This window comes from Planococcus wigleyi (assembly GCF_014836985.1).
Lineage (GTDB): Bacteria > Bacillota > Bacilli > Bacillales_A > Planococcaceae > Planococcus > Planococcus notacanthi.
The window spans coordinates 101921-127901 of sequence record NZ_JACSPU010000002.1 but is presented as its reverse complement, the minus strand read 5'-3'; the positions used below and the strand labels follow the sequence as shown (position 1 = coordinate 127901).

At 46.7% G+C, this 25981-nt stretch carries 22 protein-coding genes and 3 riboswitches; of the genes, 12 read left to right on the top strand and 10 right to left on the bottom strand.

Translation table 11 applies throughout. The features are described from left to right. Positions 1-88 precede the first annotated feature (88 nt). From H9630_RS06080 to H9630_RS06065, 4 genes are all read left to right on the top strand, one after another. A complete protein-coding gene (locus H9630_RS06080) occupies positions 89-880 on the top strand; it encodes an ABC transporter ATP-binding protein (RefSeq protein ID WP_191714622.1) in 792 nt (263 codons plus the stop codon). Positions 881-885: 5 nt separating this feature from the next. Beyond that, positions 886-1812 carry an iron-hydroxamate ABC transporter substrate-binding protein gene (locus H9630_RS06075; RefSeq protein ID WP_191714621.1) on the top strand — a complete coding sequence of 309 codons (927 nt, stop codon included), beginning with the start codon at positions 886-888 and terminating at the stop codon, positions 1810-1812. A gap of 147 nt (positions 1813-1959) precedes the next feature. Next, entirely contained in the window at positions 1960-2958 is a 999-nt protein-coding gene (locus H9630_RS06070; protein ID WP_191714620.1) for a FecCD family ABC transporter permease, read from the top strand. Further along, a complete protein-coding gene (locus tag H9630_RS06065; protein ID WP_191714619.1) occupies positions 2955-3962 on the top strand; it encodes a FecCD family ABC transporter permease in 1008 nt (335 codons plus the stop codon). Before H9630_RS06070 ends, H9630_RS06065 begins: the two co-directional genes overlap by 4 nt. 108 nt (positions 3963-4070) lie before the next feature. Here H9630_RS06065 and H9630_RS06060 read toward each other — a convergent pair whose 3' ends face one another. After that, positions 4071-5075, bottom strand: coding sequence for an EAL domain-containing protein (locus tag H9630_RS06060; RefSeq protein WP_191714618.1), 1005 nt, complete (start codon positions 5073-5075; stop codon positions 4071-4073). 329 nt (positions 5076-5404) lie between these two features. Between H9630_RS06060 and H9630_RS06055 the strand changes: the two genes are divergently transcribed. Continuing rightward, on the top strand, positions 5405-5941 hold the full coding sequence (locus H9630_RS06055; protein ID WP_191714617.1) for a dihydrofolate reductase family protein: 537 nt from the start codon (positions 5405-5407) through the stop codon (positions 5939-5941). A 47-nt stretch (positions 5942-5988) separates the two neighbouring features. Here the strand turns inward: H9630_RS06055 and H9630_RS06050 are convergent, their stop codons facing one another. The 5 genes from H9630_RS06050 to mtnK form a co-directional block, all read right to left on the bottom strand. Continuing rightward, on the bottom strand, positions 5989-7026 hold the full coding sequence (locus H9630_RS06050) for an ABC transporter permease (RefSeq protein WP_191714616.1): 1038 nt from the start codon (positions 7024-7026) through the stop codon (positions 5989-5991). After that, a complete protein-coding gene (locus tag H9630_RS06045; protein WP_191714615.1) occupies positions 6950-8506 on the bottom strand; it encodes a sugar ABC transporter ATP-binding protein in 1557 nt (518 codons plus the stop codon). The genes H9630_RS06050 and H9630_RS06045 overlap by 77 nt, the downstream gene beginning before the upstream one ends. A 64-nt stretch (positions 8507-8570) precedes the next feature. Then, the gene (locus H9630_RS06040; RefSeq protein WP_191714614.1) at positions 8571-9653 is read right to left on the bottom strand and encodes a sugar ABC transporter substrate-binding protein; all 1083 of its coding nucleotides are present in this window, start codon (positions 9651-9653) and stop codon (positions 8571-8573) included. Further along, the gene (gene mtnA, locus H9630_RS06035; RefSeq protein WP_191714613.1) at positions 9650-10711 is read right to left on the bottom strand and encodes an S-methyl-5-thioribose-1-phosphate isomerase; all 1062 of its coding nucleotides are present in this window, start codon (positions 10709-10711) and stop codon (positions 9650-9652) included. The genes H9630_RS06040 and mtnA overlap by 4 nt, the downstream gene beginning before the upstream one ends. Beyond that, positions 10708-11898, bottom strand: a complete 1191-nt coding sequence (gene mtnK, locus H9630_RS06030) for an S-methyl-5-thioribose kinase (protein WP_191714612.1) — start codon at positions 11896-11898, stop codon at positions 10708-10710. The genes mtnA and mtnK overlap by 4 nt, the downstream gene beginning before the upstream one ends. 74 nt (positions 11899-11972) lie before the next feature. Next, a riboswitch (SAM riboswitch) is annotated at positions 11973-12126 on the bottom strand. Positions 12127-12369: 243 nt separating this feature from the next. Then, positions 12370-12479, top strand: a riboswitch (SAM riboswitch). Positions 12480-12554: 75 nt separating this feature from the next. On the opposite strand from mtnK, the gene mtnW reads away from it, so the two are divergent. The 5 genes from mtnW to H9630_RS06005 all read left to right on the top strand — a co-directional run bounded on the left by mtnW (position 12555) and on the right by H9630_RS06005 (position 18937). Next, complete coding sequence (gene mtnW, locus H9630_RS06025; protein WP_191714611.1) at positions 12555-13769, top strand: 2,3-diketo-5-methylthiopentyl-1-phosphate enolase; 1215 nt, start codon at positions 12555-12557, stop codon at positions 13767-13769. Positions 13770-13774: 5 nt separating this feature from the next. Next, positions 13775-14440 (top strand): 2-hydroxy-3-keto-5-methylthiopentenyl-1-phosphate phosphatase, encoded by a 666-nt coding sequence (locus H9630_RS06020; protein WP_318247982.1) that lies wholly within the window; start codon positions 13775-13777, stop codon positions 14438-14440. Then, positions 14437-15051, top strand: a complete 615-nt coding sequence (locus H9630_RS06015; RefSeq protein ID WP_191714609.1) for a methylthioribulose 1-phosphate dehydratase — start codon at positions 14437-14439, stop codon at positions 15049-15051. The genes H9630_RS06020 and H9630_RS06015 overlap by 4 nt, the downstream gene beginning before the upstream one ends. Before the next feature lie 15 nt (positions 15052-15066). Further along, positions 15067-15603, top strand: coding sequence for a 1,2-dihydroxy-3-keto-5-methylthiopentene dioxygenase (locus H9630_RS06010; RefSeq protein ID WP_191714608.1), 537 nt, complete (start codon positions 15067-15069; stop codon positions 15601-15603). Positions 15604-15736: 133 nt separating this feature from the next. Then, on the top strand, positions 15737-18937 hold the full coding sequence (locus tag H9630_RS06005; protein ID WP_191714607.1) for a hypothetical protein: 3201 nt from the start codon (positions 15737-15739) through the stop codon (positions 18935-18937). 34 nt (positions 18938-18971) lie between these two features. Here H9630_RS06005 and H9630_RS06000 read toward each other — a convergent pair whose 3' ends face one another. From H9630_RS06000 to H9630_RS05990, 3 genes are all read right to left on the bottom strand, one after another. Beyond that, positions 18972-20411: a glycosyltransferase gene (locus H9630_RS06000; RefSeq protein ID WP_191714606.1), complete on the bottom strand. Its 1440-nt coding sequence runs from the start codon at positions 20409-20411 to the stop codon at positions 18972-18974. Beyond that, positions 20408-21454, bottom strand: coding sequence for a HEAT repeat domain-containing protein (locus H9630_RS05995; protein ID WP_191714605.1), 1047 nt, complete (start codon positions 21452-21454; stop codon positions 20408-20410). Before H9630_RS05995 ends, H9630_RS06000 begins: the two co-directional genes overlap by 4 nt. 197 nt (positions 21455-21651) lie before the next feature. Beyond that, on the bottom strand, positions 21652-22521 hold the full coding sequence (locus H9630_RS05990) for an amidase (protein ID WP_191714604.1): 870 nt from the start codon (positions 22519-22521) through the stop codon (positions 21652-21654). A gap of 46 nt (positions 22522-22567) precedes the next feature. Beyond that, positions 22568-22655: riboswitch (cyclic di-GMP riboswitch) on the bottom strand. 124 nt (positions 22656-22779) lie between these two features. On the opposite strand from H9630_RS05990, the gene mgtE reads away from it, so the two are divergent. Both mgtE and H9630_RS05980 read left to right on the top strand, forming a co-directional pair. Then, the gene (mgtE, locus tag H9630_RS05985) at positions 22780-24138 is read left to right on the top strand and encodes a magnesium transporter (protein WP_191714603.1); all 1359 of its coding nucleotides are present in this window, start codon (positions 22780-22782) and stop codon (positions 24136-24138) included. A 92-nt stretch (positions 24139-24230) separates the two neighbouring features. Continuing rightward, positions 24231-24644 carry a DUF4395 domain-containing protein gene (locus H9630_RS05980; protein ID WP_191714602.1) on the top strand — a complete coding sequence of 138 codons (414 nt, stop codon included), beginning with the start codon at positions 24231-24233 and terminating at the stop codon, positions 24642-24644. A 46-nt stretch (positions 24645-24690) separates the two neighbouring features. On the opposite strand, the gene H9630_RS05975 is transcribed toward H9630_RS05980, so the two are convergent. After that, entirely contained in the window at positions 24691-25965 is a 1275-nt protein-coding gene (locus H9630_RS05975; RefSeq protein ID WP_191714601.1) for a glutamate-5-semialdehyde dehydrogenase, read from the bottom strand. Between the last annotated feature and the right edge of the window lie 16 nt (positions 25966-25981).

The window sequence follows — 25981 nt, the reverse complement described above, 5'->3', positions numbered from 1 at the left end:
AATAATTAGTCTTATAGTGTTGATTGTACTGAAAATGATAATCATTATCAATGATAAAAAGTATTAATTTTGAAAAGGAGGTTTTTGAATGGTGCGTTTATTCACCGAGGAGCTGAATATCAGTTATGGAGACAGGCTGATTGTCAAAGATTTGACGGTCCAAATTCCGGACAAGAAAATTACAACGATCATCGGTTCCAACGGCTGTGGCAAATCGACTCTGTTAAAAGCGATTACTCGGGTGATCTCGCATCAATCCGGATCCGTGGTATTGGATGGCAGCAATATTGCCCAGGAAAACACGAAATCGCTGGCGAAAAAAATGGCCATCCTTCCACAAACACCTGACAGCGCCGCCGGATTGACGGTCGGTGAACTGGTTTCCTACGGCCGCTTCCCTTATCAGAAAGGCTTTGGGCGATTGTCCAAGAAAGATTACGAAATCATCAACTGGGCACTTGATGTTACGGGGACGCAATTCTTTAAATACCACCCGGTTGACGCATTATCCGGCGGTCAGCGCCAACGTGTTTGGATTGCGATGGCATTGGCACAGGAAACGGAAATGATTTTTCTGGATGAACCGACGACCTACCTGGATATGGCTCACCAGCTGGAGATTTTAGAACTGCTGCAGCAACTCAACCGTGAACAGGAACGGACCATCATTATGGTGCTCCATGACCTGAACCAGGCAGCGCGTTTTGCCGACCACATCATCGCCATGAAAGACGGCCAGATCGTCAAAGCCGGCAATTGCCACGAAGTCATTACACAACCTGTATTGAAAGAAGTTTTCCGGATCGATGCAGAAATCGGCTTGGATCCGCGTACACAAAAACCGATGTGCACAACCTATAACTTAATCAGAGGAGTCTAACCGACATGAAAAAATTATTCTTGCCTTTCTTTCTATTAACATTGCTGCTGATCCTGGGTGCCTGCAATTCTGAGTCAACCACTGAAGAAGCAGACGCTGCAGAAGCTGACAAAGCACCTGAAACCATTACATACGAATCTGAAAACGGACCTGTTGAAGTGCCTGCAGATCCACAGCGCGTCATCGTTCTTTCTACTTATGGCGGTGACGTCATGTCCTTGGACGTTCCTTTAGTGGGCGTCGATTCATGGTCTAAAAACAACCCGCGTTTTGAAGAACAATTGAAAGACGTGGAAGAAGTAGCAGATACAGATCTTGAAAAAATCATTGAATTGGAACCTGACTTGATCCTTGGCGGTTCAACCATCAACAACATCGACAAATTGAAAGAAATCGCACCAACTGTCACGTTCACTTACGGTAAATTGGGCTACTTGGACCAACACTTGGAAATCGGTAAAGTGTTGAACAAAGAAAAAGAAGCACAGGCATGGATTACAGATTTCCAGGAACGCTCACAGCAAGCCGGTGAAGATATCCGTGCGAAAATCGGTGAAGACGCAACCGTTTCGGTTATTGAGAACTTCGACAAGCAATTGTATGTATTCGGAGACAACTGGGGACGCGGAACTGAAATCCTTTACCAGGAAATGAAATTAAAAATGCCTGCAAAAGTGGAAGAAATGGCTTTAGCAGACGGTTATTATATGCTGTCCCAGGAAGTCTTGCCGGAATACATGGGTGACTATGTCATCTTCAGCAAAGACAGCACACAGGACAACTCATTCCAGGAAACCGACCTGTACAAAAACACACCCGCAGCTAAAAACGGCCAAATTTTTGAAGCCAATGCTAAAGAGTTCTACTTCAATGACCCGATTACATTGGAATACCAATTGGAATTCTTCATTGAAAACTTTTTAGGCGAGTAACCAGCTGCTTTACGTTAAATCTGGTTTGCAACTCCTTTAGAATCGGATTTAAAAGAAGTAACCTAACAAAAACTAAACTTCTATACCAAAGAAGAGGAATTCTGATTTTAGAATTCCTCTTTTATTCTCAGGAAAAGATGATGATGAATGAGCCCTAAAGTTTCCTTTCCCATTAAATTTATTTTAAGCCTGCTCCTGCTAGTGCTGACACTGGTCATTTCCTTGATTTTTGGAGCGGCAGATATCAGTCTGAAAGAAGTAGGGCTGGCGTTATTTTCAACCAGCTCCAGTGACGGCATTGGGGTCATTCGGGAGATCCGGCTGCCGCGCGAAATTGCCGCCATTTTTGTCGGTGCTGCTCTTGCTGTATCGGGCGCGATGATGCAGGGCATGACCCGTAATCCGCTGGCTGACCCAGGCCTTCTCGGTTTGACCGCAGGTGCTAACGCGGCGTTAGCCTTCACGTTGGCTTTCATTCCGGCTGCCAATTATTTCGGCATCATGATTGCCTGCTTTATCGGAGCTGCAGCCGGTGCTGCTTTAGTGTTCGGTATTGGTGCCGCAAAAAAAGGCGGATTTTCGCCTTTCCGGATTGTTCTTGCCGGTGCAGCCATATCTGCCTTCCTGACAGCGATTGCTGAAGGAATCGGCCTGTATTTCAATATCTCCAAAAATGTTTCCCAATGGACAGCCGGCGGATTGATCGGCACTTCTTGGGGCCAGCTGCAGGTAGTGGTTCCGTTTATCGCCGTGTCCTTGGTGATTGCGCTGCTGCTGTCTCGCCAGCTGACCATCCTCAGCTTAAGTGAAGAAGCCGCCATCGGCCTCGGCCAGAAAACGGCTCAGGTCAAGGCGATTCTCTTTGTCGTCATTACGCTCCTTGCGGGTGCTGCCGTTGCGCTTGCCGGCAATATGGCGTTTATCGGCTTAATGATTCCGCATGTGGTACGGGCAATCGTCGGGACCGATTACCGTTTCATCATCCCGATGTCGGCAGTGGCTGGAGCTATTTTCATGCTGCTCGCCGACTTGATCGGCCGGACGATCAATGCACCGTTTGAAACGCCGGTGGCAGCGATCATCGCGATTATCGGCTTGCCGTTCTTCCTGGTCATTGTCCGTAAAGGAGGCAAAGCATTCGCATGATGCACCCAAGCTTGCGTAAAAAACAACGAATTTCGTATTATTCTTTGCTGGCATTGATTTTGTTGACGGCCATTGCCAGCATGGGGCTTGGCTACTCCCCTATCTCCTATGATCGATTAGTGCCGGCAATTCTCGGTCAAGGCACATTTAAAGAAGAATTTATCCTGTTTTCCATCCGGCTGCCGCGCATTTTGATCACGCTTCTGGCCGGGATGGCACTGGCTTTGTCAGGTGCAATTTTGCAGAGCGTAACGCGCAATGACCTGGCAGACCCGGGAATCATTGGCATCAATTCCGGTGCCGGCGTCGCCATTGCGATTTTCTTCTTGTTCATTCCGGTAGAGGCCGGATCTTTTGTCTATTTGATGCCAATCGTGGCATTTTGTGGAGCCCTTGCGACCGCTGCATTGATCTATGCCTTTTCTTACTCCCGCACCACAGGCTTGCAGCCGATCCGCCTTGTGCTTGTCGGAATCGGGTTTTCCATGGCCTTGTCGGGAGTCATGATTGTCTTGATTTCTTCGGCGGAACCAGAAAAAGTCGATTTTATCGCCAATTGGCTGGCCGGCAATATTTGGGGAGCCGATTGGCCGTTTATTGTGGCCATCCTTCCTTGGCTGCTGGTGCTCATTCCGTTCACTTTGTACAAAGCCAATCGGATGAACGTCCTCGGTCTCAGCGATCCTGTTGCTGTCGGCATCGGCGTATCCATTGAGAAAGAGCGGGTCGTCCTTTTGCTGGCGGCTGTCGCGTTGGCGGCGTCCGCTGTGTCAGTTACCGGAGGAATCGCCTTCATTGGCCTGATGGCTCCTCATATCGCTAAATCCATTGTAGGTCCACGCCATCAGCTGTTCTTGCCGCTTGCCATCCTGATCGGCGGCTGGCTGCTGCTGCTGGCGGATACCGTCGGCCGGAACCTGCTCGAGCCTTCCGGAATCCCAGCAGGCATCATGGCTGCATTGATCGGAGCTCCATATTTCATTTACTTGCTGTTGAAAAAATAAAAGCTGTTGAGAACTTAACTGTTCTCTACAGCTTTTATTTTCTTTCTGTTTGTTATCCATTAACTTCTGAATAAAGCCACCAACTCTAACGGTTGTTAGCCTGGTATTTCATACTTCGATTTTCTTCTCATACAGAGGCATTGCCGCCGGCTTCCCGAAATAATAACCCTGGAATAATTGGTACCTCCGCTGCTTAAGCCATTTAAAGTCTTCACGTGTTTCAACGCCTTCGGCCAAAGGAATGGAGCCGATTTCCAGCGCTTTCTTCAAAAACTTTTCCGCCACTTTCTGCTTTGCCGGATCCATTGCCACCCCTTGGACATATTGCATATCCAACTTCATGTATTTCGGCTTCAGGTCTGCCAGCATTTCAATCGTACTGTAACCTTCACCCACGTCATCCAACGCGTAATCGAATCCTTTTTCCTTGTAGTAAGCCAAGATTTTCTTCAAATGATCCAAATCATCCACTTTTTCCGTTTCCACCACTTCAAATACTAAGGATTTCGGATCCACCCCTAGCTGTTCTGATAAAGAAATTGTCGAACGCAAGCAAAATTCAGGGGAATAAATTGAAGTCGGAATGAAATTGATGAACGCTTTCTCTCCTTTAAGTTTGGCTGCATACCTTACAGCTGTCATTCTGCATACCCGATCCAATGCATACAGGCGCCCGCGGATTTTGGCAGCCGGAAAAATTTCATTCGGGTAGATCATCGATCCGTCTTCATTTTGGAAACGCGCCAGCATTTCATATGCAAAAATCTCTTCATTTCCATTCACAATCGGCTGATAATGGCAGGAAATCAGCTCTTTTTGAATCACTTTATCAATCCATTGCATATCCAACACGGTTTCAATTTCAGAAAACGGCTTCCACGCTTCACGGTTTATTCGGAAAACGACTTGTTCCAAATCCATAAAATGACGGCAAAAATCCATTAACTCTTTGGCTCCTGCTTCATCTACAATAAGTCCATTTTCCGTCGTCACTATATCAATGTCTCTTCTATTCAAATGGCTATAAATTTGCGGCAATGCCAACAAATTGGAGTCGCCTTCTATTTTAATCTCAAACTTCAACTCCGTTACGGAGCAATTATTGCATTGCAAATCCGTTTCCTCCTTAATTTTGGTAGTTCCATTTTACTTTATTTCACTAGTTAATAGTTAACAATTTTATACAAAAAATAAAAAATCGCTAATGTGAAAAGAGTTGTTCTTGTTTTATTAGCAAAACTGAAGCATCTGTTACACGATGATTAACCGTCGGAAAAAGAGGTTTTTTTTCGACGGTGAAGAATGTATACATTAACTTGCCGCTCATCGTTTAACAGGCAAAAGAAACTGTTCCATAAGCAGAAACCGCTCTAGATTACCCGAGTTGTTGTCCATTTAAAAAGAACGGCACGCTGTTATTTCATTCACAAAGGAGAATGATCATGGGAAAAATCGTTGTTGCGATGTATTTGACGCTTGATGGGGTTATGGAAGAGCCGTCATGGACTGCCCCTTACTGGGATAACGAAATCGCGAAGTTCCAGCTGGATTTGTTATTTGGCAGTGATGCATTGCTGCTTGGAAGAGTGACATATGAAGGTTTTGCAGCCGCTTGGCCCGCTGCTGAAGATGAAGAAGGGTTTGCCGACCGGATGAATAAAATACCCAAGTATGTGGCTTCCACCACTCTGAAGCGCACGGAATGGAATGCCCGCCTGATTACCAGCAATGTAGCGCAGGAAGTCGCCAAACTGAAAAAAACCGGACAATGTCTGTTGGTTTATGGCAGCGCTGAACTCATTGAAACTTTGCTGAAACATGATTTGGTCGACGAACTTCATTTGATGACATTTCCGCTCGTTTTAGGAGAAGGCAAACGGCTTTTCAAGGAAAATGCTGATCAGAAAATGTTCAACTTACGGGACATCCGTTCAACAGATTCAGGTGTGCTCATTGCCAGTTATACACCAGACAAATAAAACAGAAAAAGAAAGCCTCCTGCAACGGGAGGCTTTCTTTTTTGTGCTTAGTTTTTGCTGAATTTCTTTTTGGCGTAAACATAAGTGACTGCCAGTGCAGCAACCAGTACGCCTCCTTTGATAATATCAAAAGCATAATAAGGGAGATTCTGAATCGTTAAGCCGTTCAACAAAATGCCGATAACTGCAGCTCCAAAAAATGTGCCCAGCGCATTCGGTTTGCCCGCTCCTAACACCGAGTAACCGACAAATACTGCCGCAACCGCCTCCATCATCAACGGAGCCCCTGCATCAATTTGTCCGGAACCTACGCGTGCAGTAAACAAAATGCCAGCCATTGAAGCAAAAATTCCCGATACCACATAAGCGGCAAATTTCACTTTTTTGACGCTGACGCCGGACAGCGTCGCGGCTTCAGCGTTCCCGCCGGTCATGTAAAGCACTCGGCCCCAGCGTGTATGGTTCAAAATTACATAGGAAGCCAGGACCATCACCAGCATGATCCAAACCGGAACCGGCAGGCCCAGCATCTGCCCTTGCCCAATCCACAGAAACGCTTCCGACAATTGACCCGGTGCGGTTCCTCCTGAAGTCAATGGCATATTGTTGTAGATCGAGTAGCCTTCTGTATACGTACGGTGCAAGCCCGCAATAATGTACATCATGCTCAGCGTCGCCAGCAAATCCGGAATGCCGATAACCACAATTAGAAAGCTATTGACTGCTCCGACCAACACCCCGATCAACAGCGGCAGGAGAAGGACGAGCCATAACGGCATATCGTACCAAACCATCAGAGATGCGGAAACGACTGTCGATAAAGACATCGTCGAACCTACCGACAAATCGAAACCATCCACTACCAGCGTGAACGTTACACCTAAAGCGAGTAACGTGACAATGGAAATGGAGCGCAGGATGTCTGTGAAGTTACCATATGTGAAAAAAGCGTCACTGATTGTGCTGAAGTAAAAAATGATGAAAATAAGTAATGCGATGGCGCCATATTTAAACAGAAACTGAATCGCGTTGTCTTTCACCGAGCTTTTGTGTTTCCCCAAGTTCTTCTTTTCCACCACTTGCATACAATAAAATCCTTTCTTGGGTCGCTTCTTGTCGTGATAATTCCTTCACGATTTGACCGTTGTACATAACGAGAATCCGATCGGAAATTCCGATGGCTTCATGAATTTCACTTGAAAAATACAGACAGCCTTTGCCGCTTTCAGCCAATTGGCGGATCAATTTGAAAATATCCACTTTGGCTCCGATGTCGACGCCTTTTGTCGGTTCATCGAAGAGGTACAAGGCCGAATCGAGGGAGATCCATTTGCCGATCGCCACTTTCTGCTGGTTTCCTCCGCTCAAGTGAACGAGAGGCGTTTCTGTACTATCGGTTTTGATGCGCAAACGCTCGATGATTTCATCAGCAAAGCGCTTTTCGGCTTTCCGGTCCAACAACAAATTCTTAGAAAACTTTTTCAGGTTAGGGAATGATGCATTGGTTTCCAGTGATTCCTGGACAAATAACCCTTCTTTTCGGCGCTCTTCCGGAATCAACGCCATTCCTGCTTTGATGGCGTCTGCCGGATGTTTGATTTTGGCTGTTTTCCCCGAAAGCTTCATCATACCTGAGGTTAAAGGCGTTCCTCCAAACAAGGCTTTGGCAAGCTCCGTTTTACCGGCGCCGACCAATCCGACGACACCCACTACTTCACCTGCTGCAACCGTCAGCGACAGATCTTTGAGCTTCTGGCCATCCGATAAATTCTCAACCTCCAGCAAAGGGTTCCCAATCTCATGCGCCCTCGGCTCTAATTCATGACTCAGTGCTGCACCGAGCATCGCTTCAATCACCCCATCCTGATCGGCTTCTGACGTATCGTAGGTTTTGACAAGCGTCCCTTCCCTCATCACTGTAATCCGGTCGCTGATTTCAAATACTTCCGGCAAACGGTGGGAAATGAAGACGCAGCCGACGCCCTGTGCTTTTAACTTTGCAATGACTGCATATAGTTTCTCTGATTCATGGATAGACAGAGGAGCTGTCGGTTCGTCAAATATAATGATTTTCGCCGAATGGACCAAGGCTCTGGCAATCAGCACCATCTGCTTTTCCGCCAAAGTCAGTCTCGCCGCTTTCTGCTGGACATTGATGTTGTCCGCCTGCAGCTCGCGCAAAGCAAGACGTGCGCGTTCATTGATTTTTTGTCTGGAAACGAATAAATTGCCTTTCCCTGCGAATGTGTCGAGAAGGATGTTTTCTGCCACAGTCAGCTCAGCAACAATGGCTGTATCCACTTCTTGATAAACACAGTAAATCCCCTGTTCTTTGGCTGCCTTCGGCGATTCCAGCCGAATATCGACGCCATCCAATTTAATCGTTCCTTCATCCTGCTGGTAAACGCCTGACAGGATTTTAATCAGCGTGCTTTTTCCTGCACCATTGACGCCAAGAATGGCATGGACTTCTCCTTTTTCCAAATGGAACTCGGCTTTTTGCAACGCCGTCACTGCACCGAAAGTTTTTCCGATGGCGGTCATCGAAAGTAAAGCTTGTGCCATAGAAACGCCTCCTTTCTGATAAAAGAGCTGTCCCATCTTTCAGGACAGCTCGAAATGATGAAGATTATTGGCCTTCCAATTCGCGCAATTCATCCGTGTAGCCCTGTTCGCTTGCGCCCCAGCCATCTACGTATTCGCTTAACTTATCGGTTGTCACCGTTTCTTCCGGCAAACTTTCCGCTTCAACAAAAACCGGCTCTAAAATCACTTTTTCTTCCGGCTGTTCGCCATTCAACAACTGATATAAGTAACGAACTTGAATGCGTCCGATATCCGTCGGATCCACTGCTGCCGAAGCGAGCCATGGGCTGTTTTCTTTTTGCATCAATTGCAGATCCTCATCGCTCATATCGATGCCATATACTTTAATGTCTGTACGTCCTGCTTGTTCAATGGCACGGACAGCACCTTTCGCAAACTCATCCCACGCGGCCCATACTGCAGTGATTTCCCCTTCGTTCGGGTATTGTTTCAAAACTGCTTCCATCTGTGATTGCGTATCCAGTGCCGTATTGTTCGTAGCGGCACCGAATGCTGTCACTTCCTTGATGCCGGGGTTGTCGGATAGGAATTTTTCATAAGCTATCTGGCGTCTTTCCATCGGGGCAAAGCCCGCTGTCCATATTTTAACGATGTTGGCTTCGCCGTTATTGTCTTCCGCCAGTTTCTCCAAGGTCATCTCGGCCATCTGCTGGTCGCCTTGCTCCAAAGAAACTACACCTTCAACATCGATGCCTGCATCAAACGCCACAACCGGAATTCCGGCTTCAAGCGCTTTTTCAACACCTTGGTTCAATGCTTCTTTTGTTCCATGGTCAATCAAAATGCCATCGACACCTTGATTGATGGCTGCGTCCAGGTTAGAGGCCATTTTCGCCAAATCCCCTTCAGAAGTGAAAACAGTTGCCTTGCCTCCGAATTTCTCAACCTGTTCTTCTACACCCGATATGTATTGGGCGCTGAATGTCCCTAAATTGATTTGCATGATCAAGGCAATTTCTTTGCCGGCAAGTGGATGGTCTGAAGCCTCAGCCTTCGTATCTGAAGAAGTTTCTTCCTCGCTGACATTCCCTTTTGGTTGGCAGGCGGTTAATAAAATACTGATAAATAAAAGTGCGGCAAGCAGCCAGATGGATTGTTTTTTCATCGTATTTCTCCTTTTCCTGTAAATGCACCAAGCAAGTCAGGGATGTTTTTTTTGTATTCTGCAGTGATGATGCCTTTTTCGGTGATGATGGCGGTGATGAGATGTGCCGGCGTCACGTCGAATGCCGGATTAAACACTTTCGTGCCAAGAGGTGCGACCGGCTGTCCGTTCGTATGGGTAATCTCCTCCGGGTTTCGTTCTTCGATCGGAATCACGGTTCCGTCCTCAATCGACAAATCGAATGTTGATGCCGGCGCCGCTACATAAAATGGGATGCTGAAAGCATTGGCTAACAAAGCTAAGTTATACGTCCCGATTTTATTGGCCGTATCGCCGTTGGCTGCAATGCGGTCCGCGCCTACAATGATGGCTTCAATTCCTTTGGCTCCAATGGTGTGCGCCGCCATGCTGTCCGTGATCAATGTGACATCAACCCCTGACTGCTGAAGCTCCCAAGCTGTCAGGCGTGCACCTTGATAAACCGGACGGGTTTCACAGGCAAATACTTCAAACTCACGGCCGCGTTCGCTGCCAAGATGAAATGGCGCTAAAGCCGTACCGTATTTAGCGGTAGCAATCGAACCGGCGTTGCAGATGGTCATGACTTTCGTCTTTCCTTGCAGCAATACCAAAGCGTGTTCACCAATGCTGCGGCAGGACTCTTCGTCTTCTTTATGGATTTTCACAGCTTCCGCAAGCAGCAGCAATTTTGCCTGCTGCACGTTCTCCGCTTCTTGCACCTTGTCTTTCAAGCGGCTGAGCGCCCAGCCCAGGTTAACGGCAGTCGGCCGTGAAGAATTCAAATACGCTGCATCTTTTTCGACGTATTGCTGAAAAGCTTCCAAGGAAACTGCCTCGTGCCGCTGTGCTCCTATCGCTAATCCATACGCAGCGGTGATGCCGATGGCCGGAGCTCCGCGCACCTTCAAGGAGAAAATCGCGTTGTACACATCTTCTACCGTTTCAAGTGTTAAATAGTCAATCTCATGCGGCAGTTTCTGCTGATCCAGGATGGTCAGCTGCTGCCCATCCCATTTGATGGATAACGGAATGCTCATATGCGTGCCTCCTTCAGAATTTCCACCAAGTCTTTGATGGAAGCAGTTTGCTCGCGCTTAAGGATTAATTCCCGCCCAGTCTGCAATGCCTGCTTCTTGAAGGAAATTCTCTTATCATTGTCTTCGATGCTGTCCAAGTCTTTGACATGCGCCAGGCCAATCGTCCGGCGGATCAATTCGCAGCCTGCGAAACCAACGGCGTCGGCCAGTACTTTGCCGAGGACATATTCAAGATATCCTTCGGTCTCCTTGAACGATTCAACGCTCTGCGTTTGCCACAGTTCCGTAAATGAAGAAGCGAATACTTCCCATGTTTTTTCAATGTGGGCTACGATTTCCTGGCGCTCCTCGCCTTCCCGTGTAATCGTTTGGAAAATCAAGTTGGCCAGAAACAATCCGACATCAAAGCCGATCGGGCCGTAAAAGCCGAACTCCGGATCAATGACTTTCGTTTCGGCCGGCCCCGCAAAAATACTGCCGGTGTGAAGGTCTCCGTGAAGCAGCGCTTCCGCTTCAGTCAAGAAACTCTTCTTCAATTTCGCCACTTCCAGCTGCAGTTTGCGGTCGTTCCAAATCGCTTCTGCTGCTGCCTGCAGCTGTGGTTCGTAATCATTGGTATCAACATCAAAAAATGGATCGGTAAAAATCAGGTCTTCTGTGATTTTGCATAGCTCCGGATTGGAAAACTCAGCAGCCAAGCGTTTTTTCTCAAAAGGATGCAGCCCATAATCAGAAGTGTGGAACAAAGTCTGTGCCAGGTATTCGCCGATATCCTGTGACAGCCTTGGAAATTGCCGGCCGTTGATCAAGCCTTCCCGCGCAATTTCGAGATGCGATAAATCTTCCATCACCGTTATAGCCAATGCTTCGTCCGTTGCATGGACGGCCGGCACCAAAGACGGCACAAACTCGCCGTGCTTCTTCAGAACATTGGCTTCGATCGTCGCACGCTTCAATGTCAGCGGCCAACTTTCGCCGATGACTTTGGCATATGGCAAAGCCTGCTTGATGATCAGCCTCTTGCCTGTGGCTGCCTCTTCAATTTGAAAAACATAATTTAAATTGCCGTCGCCGATTTCCCGGCACGTCAATTGAGCTGTATGATCAAATGCTTGAATAGTTTTCGCCAATTCGATGGCAGCTTCTTCGGTTAATGATTTATAGGTGGTTGGAGCCGTAAGTGTCATGGTCAATCTCCCTTTCTCTGCAATATAAAAAGCCTCTTTCCAAAAGAAAGAGGCCAGAATAAGAGATCCCATGCCTCTTATCTTTCAGAAAATAAATTTCTGATGGAATTAGCACCGTGCCTTACAGGATATTCATCCTGGCGCCAAAGCGCCCCGTCTCACAACGGTATTACGGTCGGTTGCTGGGCGTCATCGGGCCAAAATCCCTCTGCCAGCTCTTGATAAGAGTACTGCTTGTCGTGCTATTAAGTTCTGAAATGAATCCTATCACGATTCAGAATTGACTGTCAATCACATTTTTTAAATAAAAACAATTTTGCAACAATGCTGTTGACAGATTTCGGTGCGCATGAAATAATCAGAATTACTTTACTCTATTGAAGCAGTTCTATCATTTCGAACGATCATTTCTTTTTACGCTGAGATTCTATAAGTAGGACCAGCCCAAAAAACTTACCCAATTTCATATCTTTCTTATTCAGAGCAGGTGGAGGGACAAGCCCTATGATACCCGGCAACCGGTCCAATGGTGGACACGGTGCTAATTCTTGCAGCCAGAACCGATGGCTGAGAAATAAGAAGTTGTTAAAGCCCTTAACCTCTTCTTATTTGAAGAGGTTTTTTATTTTTTAAAATTGCATGGGAGTGTTGAATACATGAGCATCTTGACTGCTACTTATCAATTATACGGAAAGCCTGGTTCTTTTGAGAAAAAGGCGGAAGGCATCGCTTTAGGTCTGACGATCGGCTCCTGGACCGATTTGCCGCTCCTCGAACAGGAGCAGCTGAAACACCATAAAGGAAACGTCGTTTCCGTTAAGGAATTTGAAGAAATCAACCATCCATTGAAACCCGAACTGGTCAAAGCGGAAGTTGCTGTCGCTTATCCATCCGCCAATTTCTCTGCTGACCTTCCGGCCATCTTGACCACGGTTTTCGGAAAATTGTCATTGGACGGAGAAGTGAAGTTAGTGGATTTGGATTTCAGCCACGACTTGCTCAGCCATTTTCCCGGTCCACGCTTCGGCATTGAAGAAATCCGCAACACACTTGGCGTAGCCGGACGACCGCTTCTGATGAGCATATTCAAAGGCGTCATCGGCCGCGATCTGGATTTTCTGTCTGCTCAATTGCGTGAACAGGCATTGGGTGGTGTGGACTTGGTCAAAGACGATGAAATTTTATTCGACAATCCACTGACTCCATTTGAAAAACGAATCACCACTGGCAAAGACGTACTGACAAGCGTTTATGAAGAAACAGGCCATCGTACACTTTATGCGGTGAACTTGTCAGGGCGAACTTCCGAACTGAGAGGAAAAGCACGAAAAGCATGTGAACTTGGAGCGGATGCTTTACTATTCAACGTTCATGCATATGGGCTCGATGTACTGCAGGAACTGGCTGAAGATGATGAAATTGCTTTGCCGCTCATGGCACATCCGGCTTTCAGCGGCGCTTTCACTTCTTCCGCTTTCTATGGTCTCGCTACGCCGCTCGCACTCGGGAAAATGATCCGCTATGCAGGAGCTGACTTCTCCCTGTTTCCTTCTCCTTACGGCAGTGTTGCGTTGGAGAAAACAGCGGCCCTTGCGCTCGGCAAAGAACTGACGATAGACAGCCCTCTGAAGCGCAGCTTCCCCGTGCCATCTGCAGGCATCCACCCTGGCCTTGTGCCATTACTGATGGCTGATTATGGAATCGACAGTGTCATCAATGCCGGCGGCGGTGTCCATGGACATCCCGCTGGTGCAGCTGGCGGCGGACAGGCTTTCAGGCAGGCCATCGATGCGGTACTGCAGGGAGAAACTCTGCAGGCGGCAGGCAAACAACATCAAGAACTACAAACAGCACTTGAGCTATGGGGGTGAACAAATTGAGTAAACCGATTATTTTTTGCGATTTTGACGGCACCGTTACAGCCAATGACAACATCATCGCCATTATGAAGAAATTTAATCCGCCGGGCTGGGAAACCGTCAAAAACCAGATTCTTGACCAATCCATTTCGATACGTGAGGGTGTTGCGAAGATGTTCTCCCTCCTTCCGGTCGAGGCAAAAGATGACATCATTTCATATGTGCTGGAGCAGGCGGAAATACGCGAAGGCTTCAGCGATTTTGTCGCTTATACAAAGCAACAGCAACTTCCTTTGTACATCGTCAGCGGCGGCATCGATTTCTTTGTTTACCCGCTGCTTGAACCATTTGGACCTTTTGACGGCATCTATTGCAACAGCGCCGATTTTTCAGGAGACACCATCAAACTGGTATTTCCACATGGCTGTGACGAAACCTGTACCAGCCAAGGCTGTGGCTGCTGCAAACCATCCGTCATTCGGGATCTTCTAGGCAGCAGCGCCAAAAGTATCGTCATCGGCGATTCCATCAGTGACTGGGAAGCCGCCAAACAAGCTGATTTTGTCATTGCCCGGGATCTGCTGGCTGAAAAATGCCAGGAAGCGGACATCGATTATAAACCGTTTGAAACTTTCCATGAAGTCATCGCCATTGTGGATGACTATACAGGGGTGAAGTCATGACGGCATTGCACGATAAATGGCTGGAACTGGCCGATGTCAAAGATGAACTGGCTATTCGTGACTGGTTTATGGGAACCAGTGGAAATCTCGCCATCAAAGTGGCGGACGAGCCACTTGAATTTCTGGTTACCGCCAGCGGAAAAGACAAGAAAAAACGCACTGACGAAGACTTCCTTCTTGTGGATGCCGATGGACAGCCTGCTGCCGGGACTCTATTGAAGCCTTCTGCAGAAACTTTGTTGCACTGTGCGATATATGGAAAGACAGGGGCCGGCTGCAGCCTCCACGTCCACACGGTAGCCAATAACGTCATTTCCGAATTATACGGAGATGCCGGAAAAATCGATTTCCAGGGACAGGAATTGATCAAGGCCTTTGGATTATGGGAAGAAGATGCTGTATTGACCATTCCGATCATTCCAAATCACGCCGATATCCCGACGCTTGCCGCAGCCTTTGAACCTTATATCACTGCCGATAAAGGAGCGGTGCTGATCCGCAACCACGGCATCACCGTTTGGGGAAAAGACGGCTTTGAAGCAAAGAAGCTGCTTGAAGCCAGCGAATTTTTATTTCAATACCAATTAGCGTTACAACTACAGTTAAAATAAGAGAGGAAGATTTAAATGGCGATCATTAAAATTCAAGGAACAAACGAAACAATCGAGGCACAAAACGAAGTAGCGGCATTTCTGGAGCAGCAGGAAGTCGTTTATGAACATTGGGACAACACTAAATTGCCGGAGAACCTGCGCGAAAAATTTGATTTGAGCGATGTTGACAAAGACGAAATCCTTCAGGCATTCAAAACAGAAATCGATGACATCTCCGAGCGCCGCGGCTACCAGGCAGCGGATATCATTTCCCTGTCTGACTCTAATCCGAAATTGGATGAGCTCTTGAAAAACTTCCAGCGCAAGCATATTCACACAGATGACGAAGTCCGTTACATCGTCAGCGGACACGGCGTCTTCATCATCCAAGGAAAAGACGAACGTTTTTTTGAAGTTCACTTGACGCCAGGCGACTTAATCTCGGTTCCTGAAAACATCACCCATTACTTTACACTTGCTGACGACCGCAAAGTCGTAGCTATCCGTATTTTTGTAACGACTGAAGGATGGGTACCGGTTTACCAGGAAGAAGGCAGTGTACAAAGCTAATAATTTTTCAAAAAGACTCGAGTAATCGAGTCTTTTTTATTTTGAAAAACAGGTAATTTTTTTCTATTTTTAATGTCTTTTAAGCTATAATGTCTTTTGAGTTATATTTTGTAAATAGAAATGAGTGATATGAATGAAGAAAACGCTTCTATCTATAACAGCAATTATTATTCTGCTTTTGCTGCCCGTTCTTGTCTGGTTCTTTAAAGAAGAAAAAATAGTAAACATAGCCATACTCGATAAAACAGTTCCGACTGAAAGCTACCGGGAACATAAAGGACTGACCTGGCTGTTGAATCACCATCGCTATGTAACAGAATCCCAGGAGCCCTATCAGGCAGAGTCCGATTATTACGGCTTTGTTCCGGATGAACAAGCGGAAAGCTATACAACCCTTGAGTTGCCTCAAGATCTATCTGGAACGGACTTGATTTATTTAGCGGATTCTTATGGAGTCTATGAAGAAGATCTTCCTTGGCAGTCTGCAGAGAAAAAGCCGGGCACTTCATCCATGCTTTCCGGCGGGCTTGAAATGGCTGAATGGCAAACCATCAAAAAGCAGGTGCAGTCCCAAGGCACGGACTTGGTTGTAGAATTCAATACCTTCGCCTCCCCAACTACGGAAGAAGTCACCCAGGAAATGAACGAATTCCTGGGATTGGAATGGAGCGGCTGGAGTGGGCGCCACTTCGCGGATCTCCATTCTACTGACGGCGAAGTACCTCAATGGATTATTGAGAACTATGAAAGAAATGATGGAGAATGGAATTTTGAAGGGGCCGGATTTGTCTTGGTCAATGATGCTGAAGGTGAAATCGTGGTCCTTTCTGAAGATGCCGGAGAAGTCGGTACTGACGGGCTTCGCCTTGCCTTCACTGAACAAGGTACAGCTCAATTCGAGTTGAAGGAAAGCCCTTCTTTTGATTATTGGTTTGATATCAACCAAGCGCAGTCAGGCACCGAGGTCTTAGCAGACTACCAATGGAACCTGGAAACTAAAGGCAGCGACAAATTGAAAGCAGCAGATATTCCGTTGGATTTTCCAGCTGTCTTTCATCAATCGAAACACGGAGCGGATCTTTATTACTTTGCAGGGGATTTTGTCGATATGGATGACACGCCAAACTTCTACCGCTATTCAGGATTCTCGAAGCTGCGTTCATTCCTTTCCATGGAATCGCTTGATGGCGAAAAGAGTTTTTATTGGCAGACTTACGTACCTATGATGGAAACGATTTTGGCGAATGCAGAACAGAAGAAAAAACAAGTTGAAACAATTAAAGCTACTGCCGCCACGAAAGAGGGGATCGCATATCCTTCCCGCATTAATGGGCAAGCGTTTGAAGTTTATGAGGATGGCAAGTGGCAGCCCTTCACTATTAAAGGCGTCAATATGGGAATGGCCAAACCCGGAACGTTTCCAGGAGAAGCGGCCATCACCCGCGAAGAATACGACCGGTGGTTCAAGGCAATCGGCGAGATGAATGCCAATGCAATCCGTGTCTATACGCTCCATCCGCCGGCTTTCTACGAAGCATTCGCTGCTTACAATGCCAGCGCTGACGAGCCGCTTTACTTGTATCACGGGGTTTGGATTGACGAAGAGCCGCTGGTGGAGACATTGGACGCTTTTACTCCTGAAATCACAGAACGGTTTCAAACTGAAGTCGAGAAAATTGTCGATGTGATCCACGGCGATGCTGTGGTTGAACAGGAACCGGGCCACGCTTACGGAACTTATAAGTCTGATATTTCTCCCTATGTCATCGGTTGGATGATTGGCATTGAATGGTTTCCTTTAACAGTCGATCAAATGGAGCAGGATTATCCGGACTTGGGTGATTTTGAAGGCACCTATGTCTATACAGAAGAGGCAAATCCAATGGAGCATTGGCTGGCACAGCAATTGGACTTTTTGGCCGCCTACGAGTTGGACGAATACCAAAGCATGCGCCCTCTCAGCTTCACCAACTGGGTGACGACGGACAATATCGATCAGCCTGCAGAGCCAAGTGATCAGGAAGATATAGCCACTGTCGACCCAAATCACATCAAAACCAAAGGCATAACAGATACGGTCGGCATGTTCGCCTCCTACCATGTCTATCCGTACTATCCTGATTTTTTGAATCTGGAGGAACGCTACACTGAATTTGTTGACCACCGCGGCGAATTCAATAATTACGCCGGTTACTTGAGAGACTTGAATGATTCGCACGACATGCCGATTGTCATCGCCGAATTCGGGATTCCAGCATCTCGTGGCATGACTCATGAAAATCCTTTCGGCTGGAATCAGGGATTCATTTCTGAACGGCAGCAAGGTGAAATCGTCACCCACATGTATGAAGACATTCTCGAAGAAGGCATGCTGGGCGGTATGGTCTTCACCTGGCAGGATGAATGGTTTAAACGTACTTGGAACACGATGGATTATGACAATCCCGACGAACGTCCATTTTGGTCCAACGCCCAAACCAATGAGCAGCAATTCGGATTATTGAGCTTTGATCGCCATAAAGTCAGAGTGGACGGCGTAGACGATTGGACAGAGGGCGAAACTCTTTATGAAAAAGAAGATGGAGCACTCAGAACCTTGACCATGGATTCAGATGAACGCTACGTTTACATTAAAGCCCAGTTCGATCCAACCAATAAAAACTGGTGGGACAAACAGGATTTCAACCTTTACTTCAGCATCCGTGAAGACCAGGGCATCGGGATCGACGCCTTGGAGAAAACAGAGTTTCTGGCAGACTTCCGATTGAAGGTTGAAGGATTGAAGAAAGCGCAGCTGCAGATAGCAGGCGATTACGATAGCTTCTATTATGATTACCATGAACGCTTGAAGATGATTCCCTCAGAAGAAGACATCGAATCGACGTTCCACCCTATCCGTCTTGCGTTGAACAAGGAATTTGTGCGTCCGGATACAGGAGAAATCTATCCATTCGATTCCTATGAAACTGGCATCTTCCGATTTGGAATCGCTAATCCTGAGCACGAAGACTATGATTCCCTCAATGATTATTACTATGATGAAAAGACGGGAACCATGGAAATCCGGATTCCATGGATGTTGCTGAATGCCAAAGATCCCGCTAAACGCGAATTCATCGGTAATCTCTGGAAAGACGGCATCGAGTCTTCCGAAACGATAAAAGGACTGGACGTCGCCGCCAGCCTGACCGATAGCAACGGAAAAGCTGTTGAAACTTTTGAGGCTTCTCAAGCAACTCGGTACTCATGGGAAACTTGGGGGCTGCCGCAATCCGAAGAGCGGCTGAAGCAATCTTATTACATTCTTCAAAAGACCTTCGGCGAGACAAATTAAAAAAATCATCTAGAAACCAGAAGAAGGAAGCCTTTTACAGGCTTCCTTCTTCTGGTTCTTCATCAGAGAACACACCTTTTCGCTCCATGTCTCCCCATACTGATTTTTTCTTGAAAGCGTAGAACAGACCCTGTACACGCCAAAAGTTCATTAGGATGCGGTACCAGAATGTCTCAGTCAATGCATAAATATAAAGCACAAGAATGCTTTTGACGGTCGGATACTTGTGATAGGTCCATTCCTCCAGCAGCACAGCAAGCGCGGACAGCAAGGAACCATACAGGACCATCACCAGCAGCATCACTACCGCAATGTCGGTTTCAATGAAGGAGAACGCAAAGCCGCCGATAATGATAAAATACCCCATCACTTCAAAAACTGCACTCAACAATTCAATAAACACATAATAAGGCATCGAAAACAAACCAATCCCTCTGTACTTCGGATTGAACATCATTCCCCGGTGAGTCCACAGCGTTTCCGCCAGACCTCGTTGCCAGCGGATCCGTTGCGCCCGCAGGGAAGCCACAGTACTGGGTGCTTCTGTCCAGCAAACAGGGTCCTGGATGTATTCGATCCGTTGTTTCGACTTTTCATCTTTGATGGAACGGTGCAATCGGACAATGAGTTCCATGTCTTCCCCGACCGTATCTGTTTTGTAGCCACCCACTTTGATGACACGGCTTTTTTCAAAGACGCCAAACGCGCCTGAAATGATCAGCAGGATATTGACCCGGCTAAAACCGAGGCGCCCAATAAGAAACGCGCGGAAGTATTCGATAATCTGCATGATTTCCAGCGGTTTTTTAGGCAACGCCACCTGTTCGATGACACCCCGGTTTATTTTGCAGCCATTGGCAATTCTCACAGTCCCGCCTGTAGCTGTGACCAGGCCACTCGAATCCACAATCGGTTTCATGGTTTTCAGCAAGGCGTCCTGTTCCAAAATGGAATCTCCGTCAATCGCCGCAAAGTACGGATATCTCGAGAAATTGACGCCTGCATTCAAAGCATCTGCCTTCCCGCCATTTTCTTTTTCGATTAGAAAAAGATTGGGGTGAAGTGTCGATCGATAAGCCCGCTTGATCTCCCCTGTTTTAAAATATGTCCGGATCGCCAGTTCAATCGGCTCCATTCCAAATTGGGCAAGCACTTTTTCACTGGTTCTGTCTGTGGAACCATCATTCACTACGATGATTTCATACTGAGGATAGTTCAGGTTCAATAATGATCGGACAGTGCTGACCACACCTGCTTCTTCATTGTAAGCAGGGACCAGAATAGAAATAGGGTACGTATCTTTATTGATCGACAGTTCTTCTATCTGCTCCTGGCGGTTCAATTTCTTCTCTTTGCTTATCTTTGGGCTAGCGACAAAGAAAAGAATCAAGTAAATCGCGCCGGCAGCCAACATATAAGCTATTATTGCCCAGGAAATGATTTCAATGACTACTGTAATTCCAGTTCCACTCATGCGAGCTCCCCGCCTTCTCTTGTCAGCATATGTTTGGCAATATCTCGTGCATAGGCATCCGTGTGTTCGATTGAGACCTGCTCAAGGATGGCATTGCCGCCTTGAAAGACTTTTATATTCTCAGCACCTGCAAAGCGGACCCACCAGACATTATCCGACAGCAGATCAACCAGGTTTTGTTTGTACTGCTCAAAACGGCAGGCACCCGTCAGTTTTGCCGCATACATCCGTTCTTGCCAATGCTCTGAATCATAAAATTCCAAAAGAATTGACGGATCCGCCATTTCTCCGTAATGGCATAGGCTGCTCATGGCTTTCAGACGCACTTCCTTTCGTTCATCGCGCAACTTCTGTTCGACAAAAGGAAATAACAGGGCCATCCGGCGTTCCCCACTGAATGTAATAAAGGCATTAAGCATGTTCTCGGAAATATCCTCTTTAGCCTGCATCCGTTCCGCTGTCACCTTCAATAAATCATCTTCCAGCCGGTGCAGCAATTCTTTGATCATTCCGAATGACAAGCTCTTGTTTTCAATAGCGACATCCATCAGCCGAGCTTCCTGCAGTGTAGCGCAGACGCGGATGCACTGGCGATACTCTTCGTCACGCTTATTGATTCTCAGAAAATGCTGATAGACATCTTCTTTCAACGAAAAAAGCCGGAAGTCTTCAATAAAATACAACGCGTTGACACGCTCTGCCCATTGGCCTTTTTTCAAAATAAGCCGGTAATGCTCTGCCAAATACTTTTCCGCTAATCTATGAATTTTTGAGAACTGCATTTCCGGAAATTCTTCAGCTGAAAACTCATCCAACATCGTTTCCATCAATTTAAAACGATGTTTTTTTTCAGGCGGGAGCGCAGGTTCTATTTCTCTGGCCCCTTCTATATATTCTCGAAATTGTGGTTTTAACGCAGCTAACGCTTCTTCTATTACATTTTCATCAGCTAAATTCCTTCTTTTCCAACCGATCAGCAGAGCTAAAATCAGCAATTGAATTCCCAATAAACCCAAAACCGCCCATATAAATAACTCAATCATTTGCCAGTCCCCTTTTTTGAAGGCATCTTTTTTAAAGTAAAATATTTCTATTAAAAACCTTATTGTTTCATAATTTATGGATAGTGTACCATATTTCACTTGACTTAACTCTACGAAAAAAACAGCAGATTCAGCTATTTAAACTGAGTCTGCTGTTTCCTTGTTAGGAAAATAAAGAAATCGTTGTGGACTAATTTTTACGGAGCCATCGTCTTCCAGCTGTCCACGTGATGAACTGCGATTCCTCCAAAGCCTTTGGAAAAGGCATAATGAGAAGAAACAGCAGCTAACTCATTGTTCATGAAAGCCTCGCCTTCTTCATAGAAGGAGATAGCTTCACCTTCATCGGTTTGGCCTGTTTCAACTCCCACCACAACCGTTTTTCCGTATTTCACTCCATAGGCCACTTCATTTCTTACCAGTTCTGTTATCATGGTTGCTGAGTCCCGGTAAGCCATAAGCGTGACACTGTGCGTATTGGCGATGACCCATTCGGCAAGTATGCCACTACCGTAAGTGTTTTTATATGGAATTTCGTCGAACCAGAAAGGAAGATCGGCTTCCAGAGGCAAGTTCAACGCGTTTGTGCTGGATACGGCTTTCATCAGCAAGGCTTGATAAGCTTTGACTGTTGCTGCACGATTGGTGTTCCAACCGCTGTATAAATAAGGTTCCACATCCAAATGGACACCGGCGAACTTCTGCGTCAAGGCAGCCTTTTGTTGATAGGCTGACAACCAAGACATCAACCGGTCCTGTTTGGTAAATCCTTTTGCTGCCACCCAGTCAGGCGCTCCATCCAACGCGTAAATGGCCATGCCCGCAGCTCCAGCTTTTTCGATGAAGCTCTGGTATACACCAGCCGGAATATCCGCATCAATCTGGACATATACTTTGTTTACATTTTTGCTTTCGAGAAAAGCGATCGTACCCGCTTCATCTTCGTAGATCATCCACGGATTCCACAACCAAGTGGCTTTGACATCCACTTCAGCCGCTTGAGCCTGAAAACCGGTTTGTGTCAGCATAAACAATAACCACACACCTGCCATCATTAATTTTTTCATATCTCTATTCCTCCCATTCTGCTGGCCGTGGCTCACAGAACGAGACCCAGGCAACCTGACAACCTTGCATTTTTCAACGGTTAGGCTCATGGCTTTGCGTCCTTCCCTTTCGGTGAAGTTTGCCTTTTCAGATTTTCATTATTATATGTCAATTAATTCAATTCTGCTATCTTTTTTTCTCCCCTTTTCAAATCATGCATTTAAGGCAATAATCAACAATAGAGTTTCTGGATTTTCCGCATAGAAGGAGTGAGCCCCATGACTGTAGCATTGCTTGAAGACGAAATTACATTGGCGTTGATCAAGGCCATGAAAGAAGGAAAAATAATTGAATTCCAGGACATCCTGGATGAGCTCCAGCCGTATGATATGGCGATCCAGTACCGGCATCTGCCGGACAAACACCGCAATAAGTTTCTCCTCTATTTGACGATCCGCCAACTGACGGAACTGATGCAGGAACTTCCGAAAAATGAACAAATTGATATTCTTCATAAGCTGGGTATAGAAAAATCGGCAAAGGTCCTCGATCGTATGGACAACGACGACTTGGCTTTGTTGCTGGCCGACTTGGAACCGGAACGCATTGAAGAGCTGTTGTCGCAGATCAATCAGGACGACTCCCGGTTTGTCCACAATACGATGACGTATCCACCTGAAACAGCGGGACGCTTAATGAATAACCGCTATGTATGGATTCCACGGCATTACACGATTCGGCAAGCTATCGATAAGATCAAGCAATTTGCCGAATTAGCGGAATACCTCAACTACCTCTATGTAGTGGACGAAGACAAAAAGCTGCTTGGCGTTCTTTCTTATAAGGATTTGATTCTTGGAAACCTTGAGGACAAAATCGAAGAAGTCATGTACAACCGCGTCATCAAAGCCGACGTCCTGACCGACCAGGAAGAGGCCGCCCAATTGATCAGCCGCTATGATTTCGTCACGTTGCCGATTGTTGAAAAAGACAATACGCTTGCCGGGGTCATCACGGTGGACGATGTCATCGATGTCGTCATGCAGGAAGCGAATGAAGACATTGAAAAATTGTCGGCTTCCGGTAAGTCAATCGACTTTAATACGCCTGCTTTGATTGCGGCTTATCGCCGTCTGCCTTGGCTGATTCTCCTGTTGTTTATCGGCTTGTTTTCCGGCGGCATCATCAGCCGATTCGAAGAAACGCTTCAGACTGTTGTAGCGCTGACGTTCTTTATGCCGATGATTGCCGGCATGACCGGAAATACGGGTACGCAGTCGCTGTCCGTTGTGGTCCGTGGATTGGCTTCCCAGAAGCTGAATTTTAAACAGACCGTCCAGCTGGTCATCAGGGAATTATGGGTCGGCATCATCATCGGAGCCATCTGCTCTGTTCTCATTTTATTGATTGCTTATGTATGGCAAGGCAATTTTGTGCTGGGCATTGTGGTCGGCGGTTCGCTACTGATGACTTTGATTATCGGGACCTTAGCCGGAACAATCATTCCCTTGATTCTTTATCGATTCAATATTGACCCGGCTGTGGCTTCCGGTCCGCTAATTACGACAATCAATGACATCTTGTCCTTATTGATCTATTTTGGCATGGCTACATTGTTCATTACCCAGCTGATGTAGAAAACGAATCGAATGACTCTCTTTCTGAGCAATTAGGTTTGTTCCTAGTAATTTACTAGGTATAATAAGTTTTAATTGAAGGAGGAGAGTTCATGACCATTCCCAAACCCCTTGTCCAAATAAACCAAGCTTTCATCGTCGTCACCGTATTGGCAGCATTGTTGTTCCATCCAGCCATTTTGCTGTTGCCGTTTGCGGTTGGAGCCTATACATTGATCACCAAGAAAAATCCTGTCATCCACTTTAGCCGCCGCTTTCTGAAAAAGCCGTCAGCGAGCTACCAGCAGGAAGACAAAGACCAGCAATTGTTCAATCAATGGATTGCAACGATTTGCCTGGGGCTGTCACTCCTTTTCTTCTCTTTAGGCATCCAACTGGCTGCTTATGCCTTCAGCATTATGGTCATACTTGCAGCAGGAGTTGCATTGATGGGCTATTGCATCGGCTGCACTGTCCGCTACCGTTACCTGATGTGGAAGCATAACCGAACAAAAGCACAGGCCTGACACAAAAAAGACCGGAAGCAAATGCCTCCGGTCTTTTTTCTATAGTTTACTTTATCTGGCCGCTGCCGCGGATGATGTATTTTGTTGAAGTTAATGCAGGCAAGCCCATAGGCCCCCGCGCATGAAGCTTTTGTGTACTGATGCCAATCTCGGCGCCAAACCCAAATTCAAAGCCGTCTGTGAAGCGCGTAGAAGCGTTATGGTAGACTGCTGCTGCATCAATTTCCATGAAGAATTGATCGACATTTGCAGAATTGGAAGAAATGATCGCTTCAGAATGCTTGGTTCCGTAAGTATTGATGTGCTGAATCGCTTCATCCACACCAGTGACCGTCTTCATTGCCACTTCCAGACCCAAGTATTCCGTTCCCCAATCTGCATTTTCTGCAGGTATGACCGTAGGAGAGAGTTGTTGGATAGACTCATCCCCATGGATTTCAACCTGCTTGTTCTGCAAAGCGGAAAACAACTCCGCTAAATGCTTGTCTGCCCAAGTTTTGTGGACCAAAATGCTTTCGCAGGAGTTGCACACTGAAGGGCGCTGCGTTTTGGCATTCAACGCAATCTCAATCGCCATTTTTATATCCGCTGTCTCATCAATATATATATGGCAGTTTCCTGCACCTGTTTCCAAGACGGGAACCGTGGAGTTTTGGACGACCGTCTGAATGAGTTTTGCACCGCCTCGCGGGATGAGGACATCCAGGTATTGATTCAATTTAAACATATGGGAAGCTGCTTCTCTGCTCGTATCTTCCAATAATTGCACGGATTCGACTGGAACTTCACTTTTCTGGAGTGCCCGATGAATAACGGCAACAATGGCTTTATTGGAGTGGATTGCTGTGGAGCTGCCGCGCAGCACGATAGAATTCCCGGTTTTCAGACATAAGCTGGACGCATCAACCGTGACATTCGGACGCGCTTCATAAATCATTCCGACAACGCCCAAAGGCACGCGGATTTTAGACATCGTCAAACCGTTTGGCCGTTCCCATTTTTCCAGCACTTCTCCTATGGGATCTGCCAGCTTTGTCAATTGAACCAGCGCATCCGCCATGTCTTTCAAGCGGGATTGATCCAGTTGAAGACGGTCGACCAAGGAGTCACTCATTCTGTTTTGGCGTCCTTGTTCAACATCCTTGCTGTTTTCTTCCAAGATATAGACCTGTTCTTCCAGCAATTGAGCTGAAATCAAACGCAAGGCGTTATTTTTTTGCTTGGTCGTCAATTTCGCCAATGTGGCTGCAGCTTGTTTCGCTTGCTTAGCCTTTTGGAGAAGTTCGCTTTCAGTTTGCTGTTCCTGTAGAAGTTCGGTCATTCCTGATGCCCCTTTC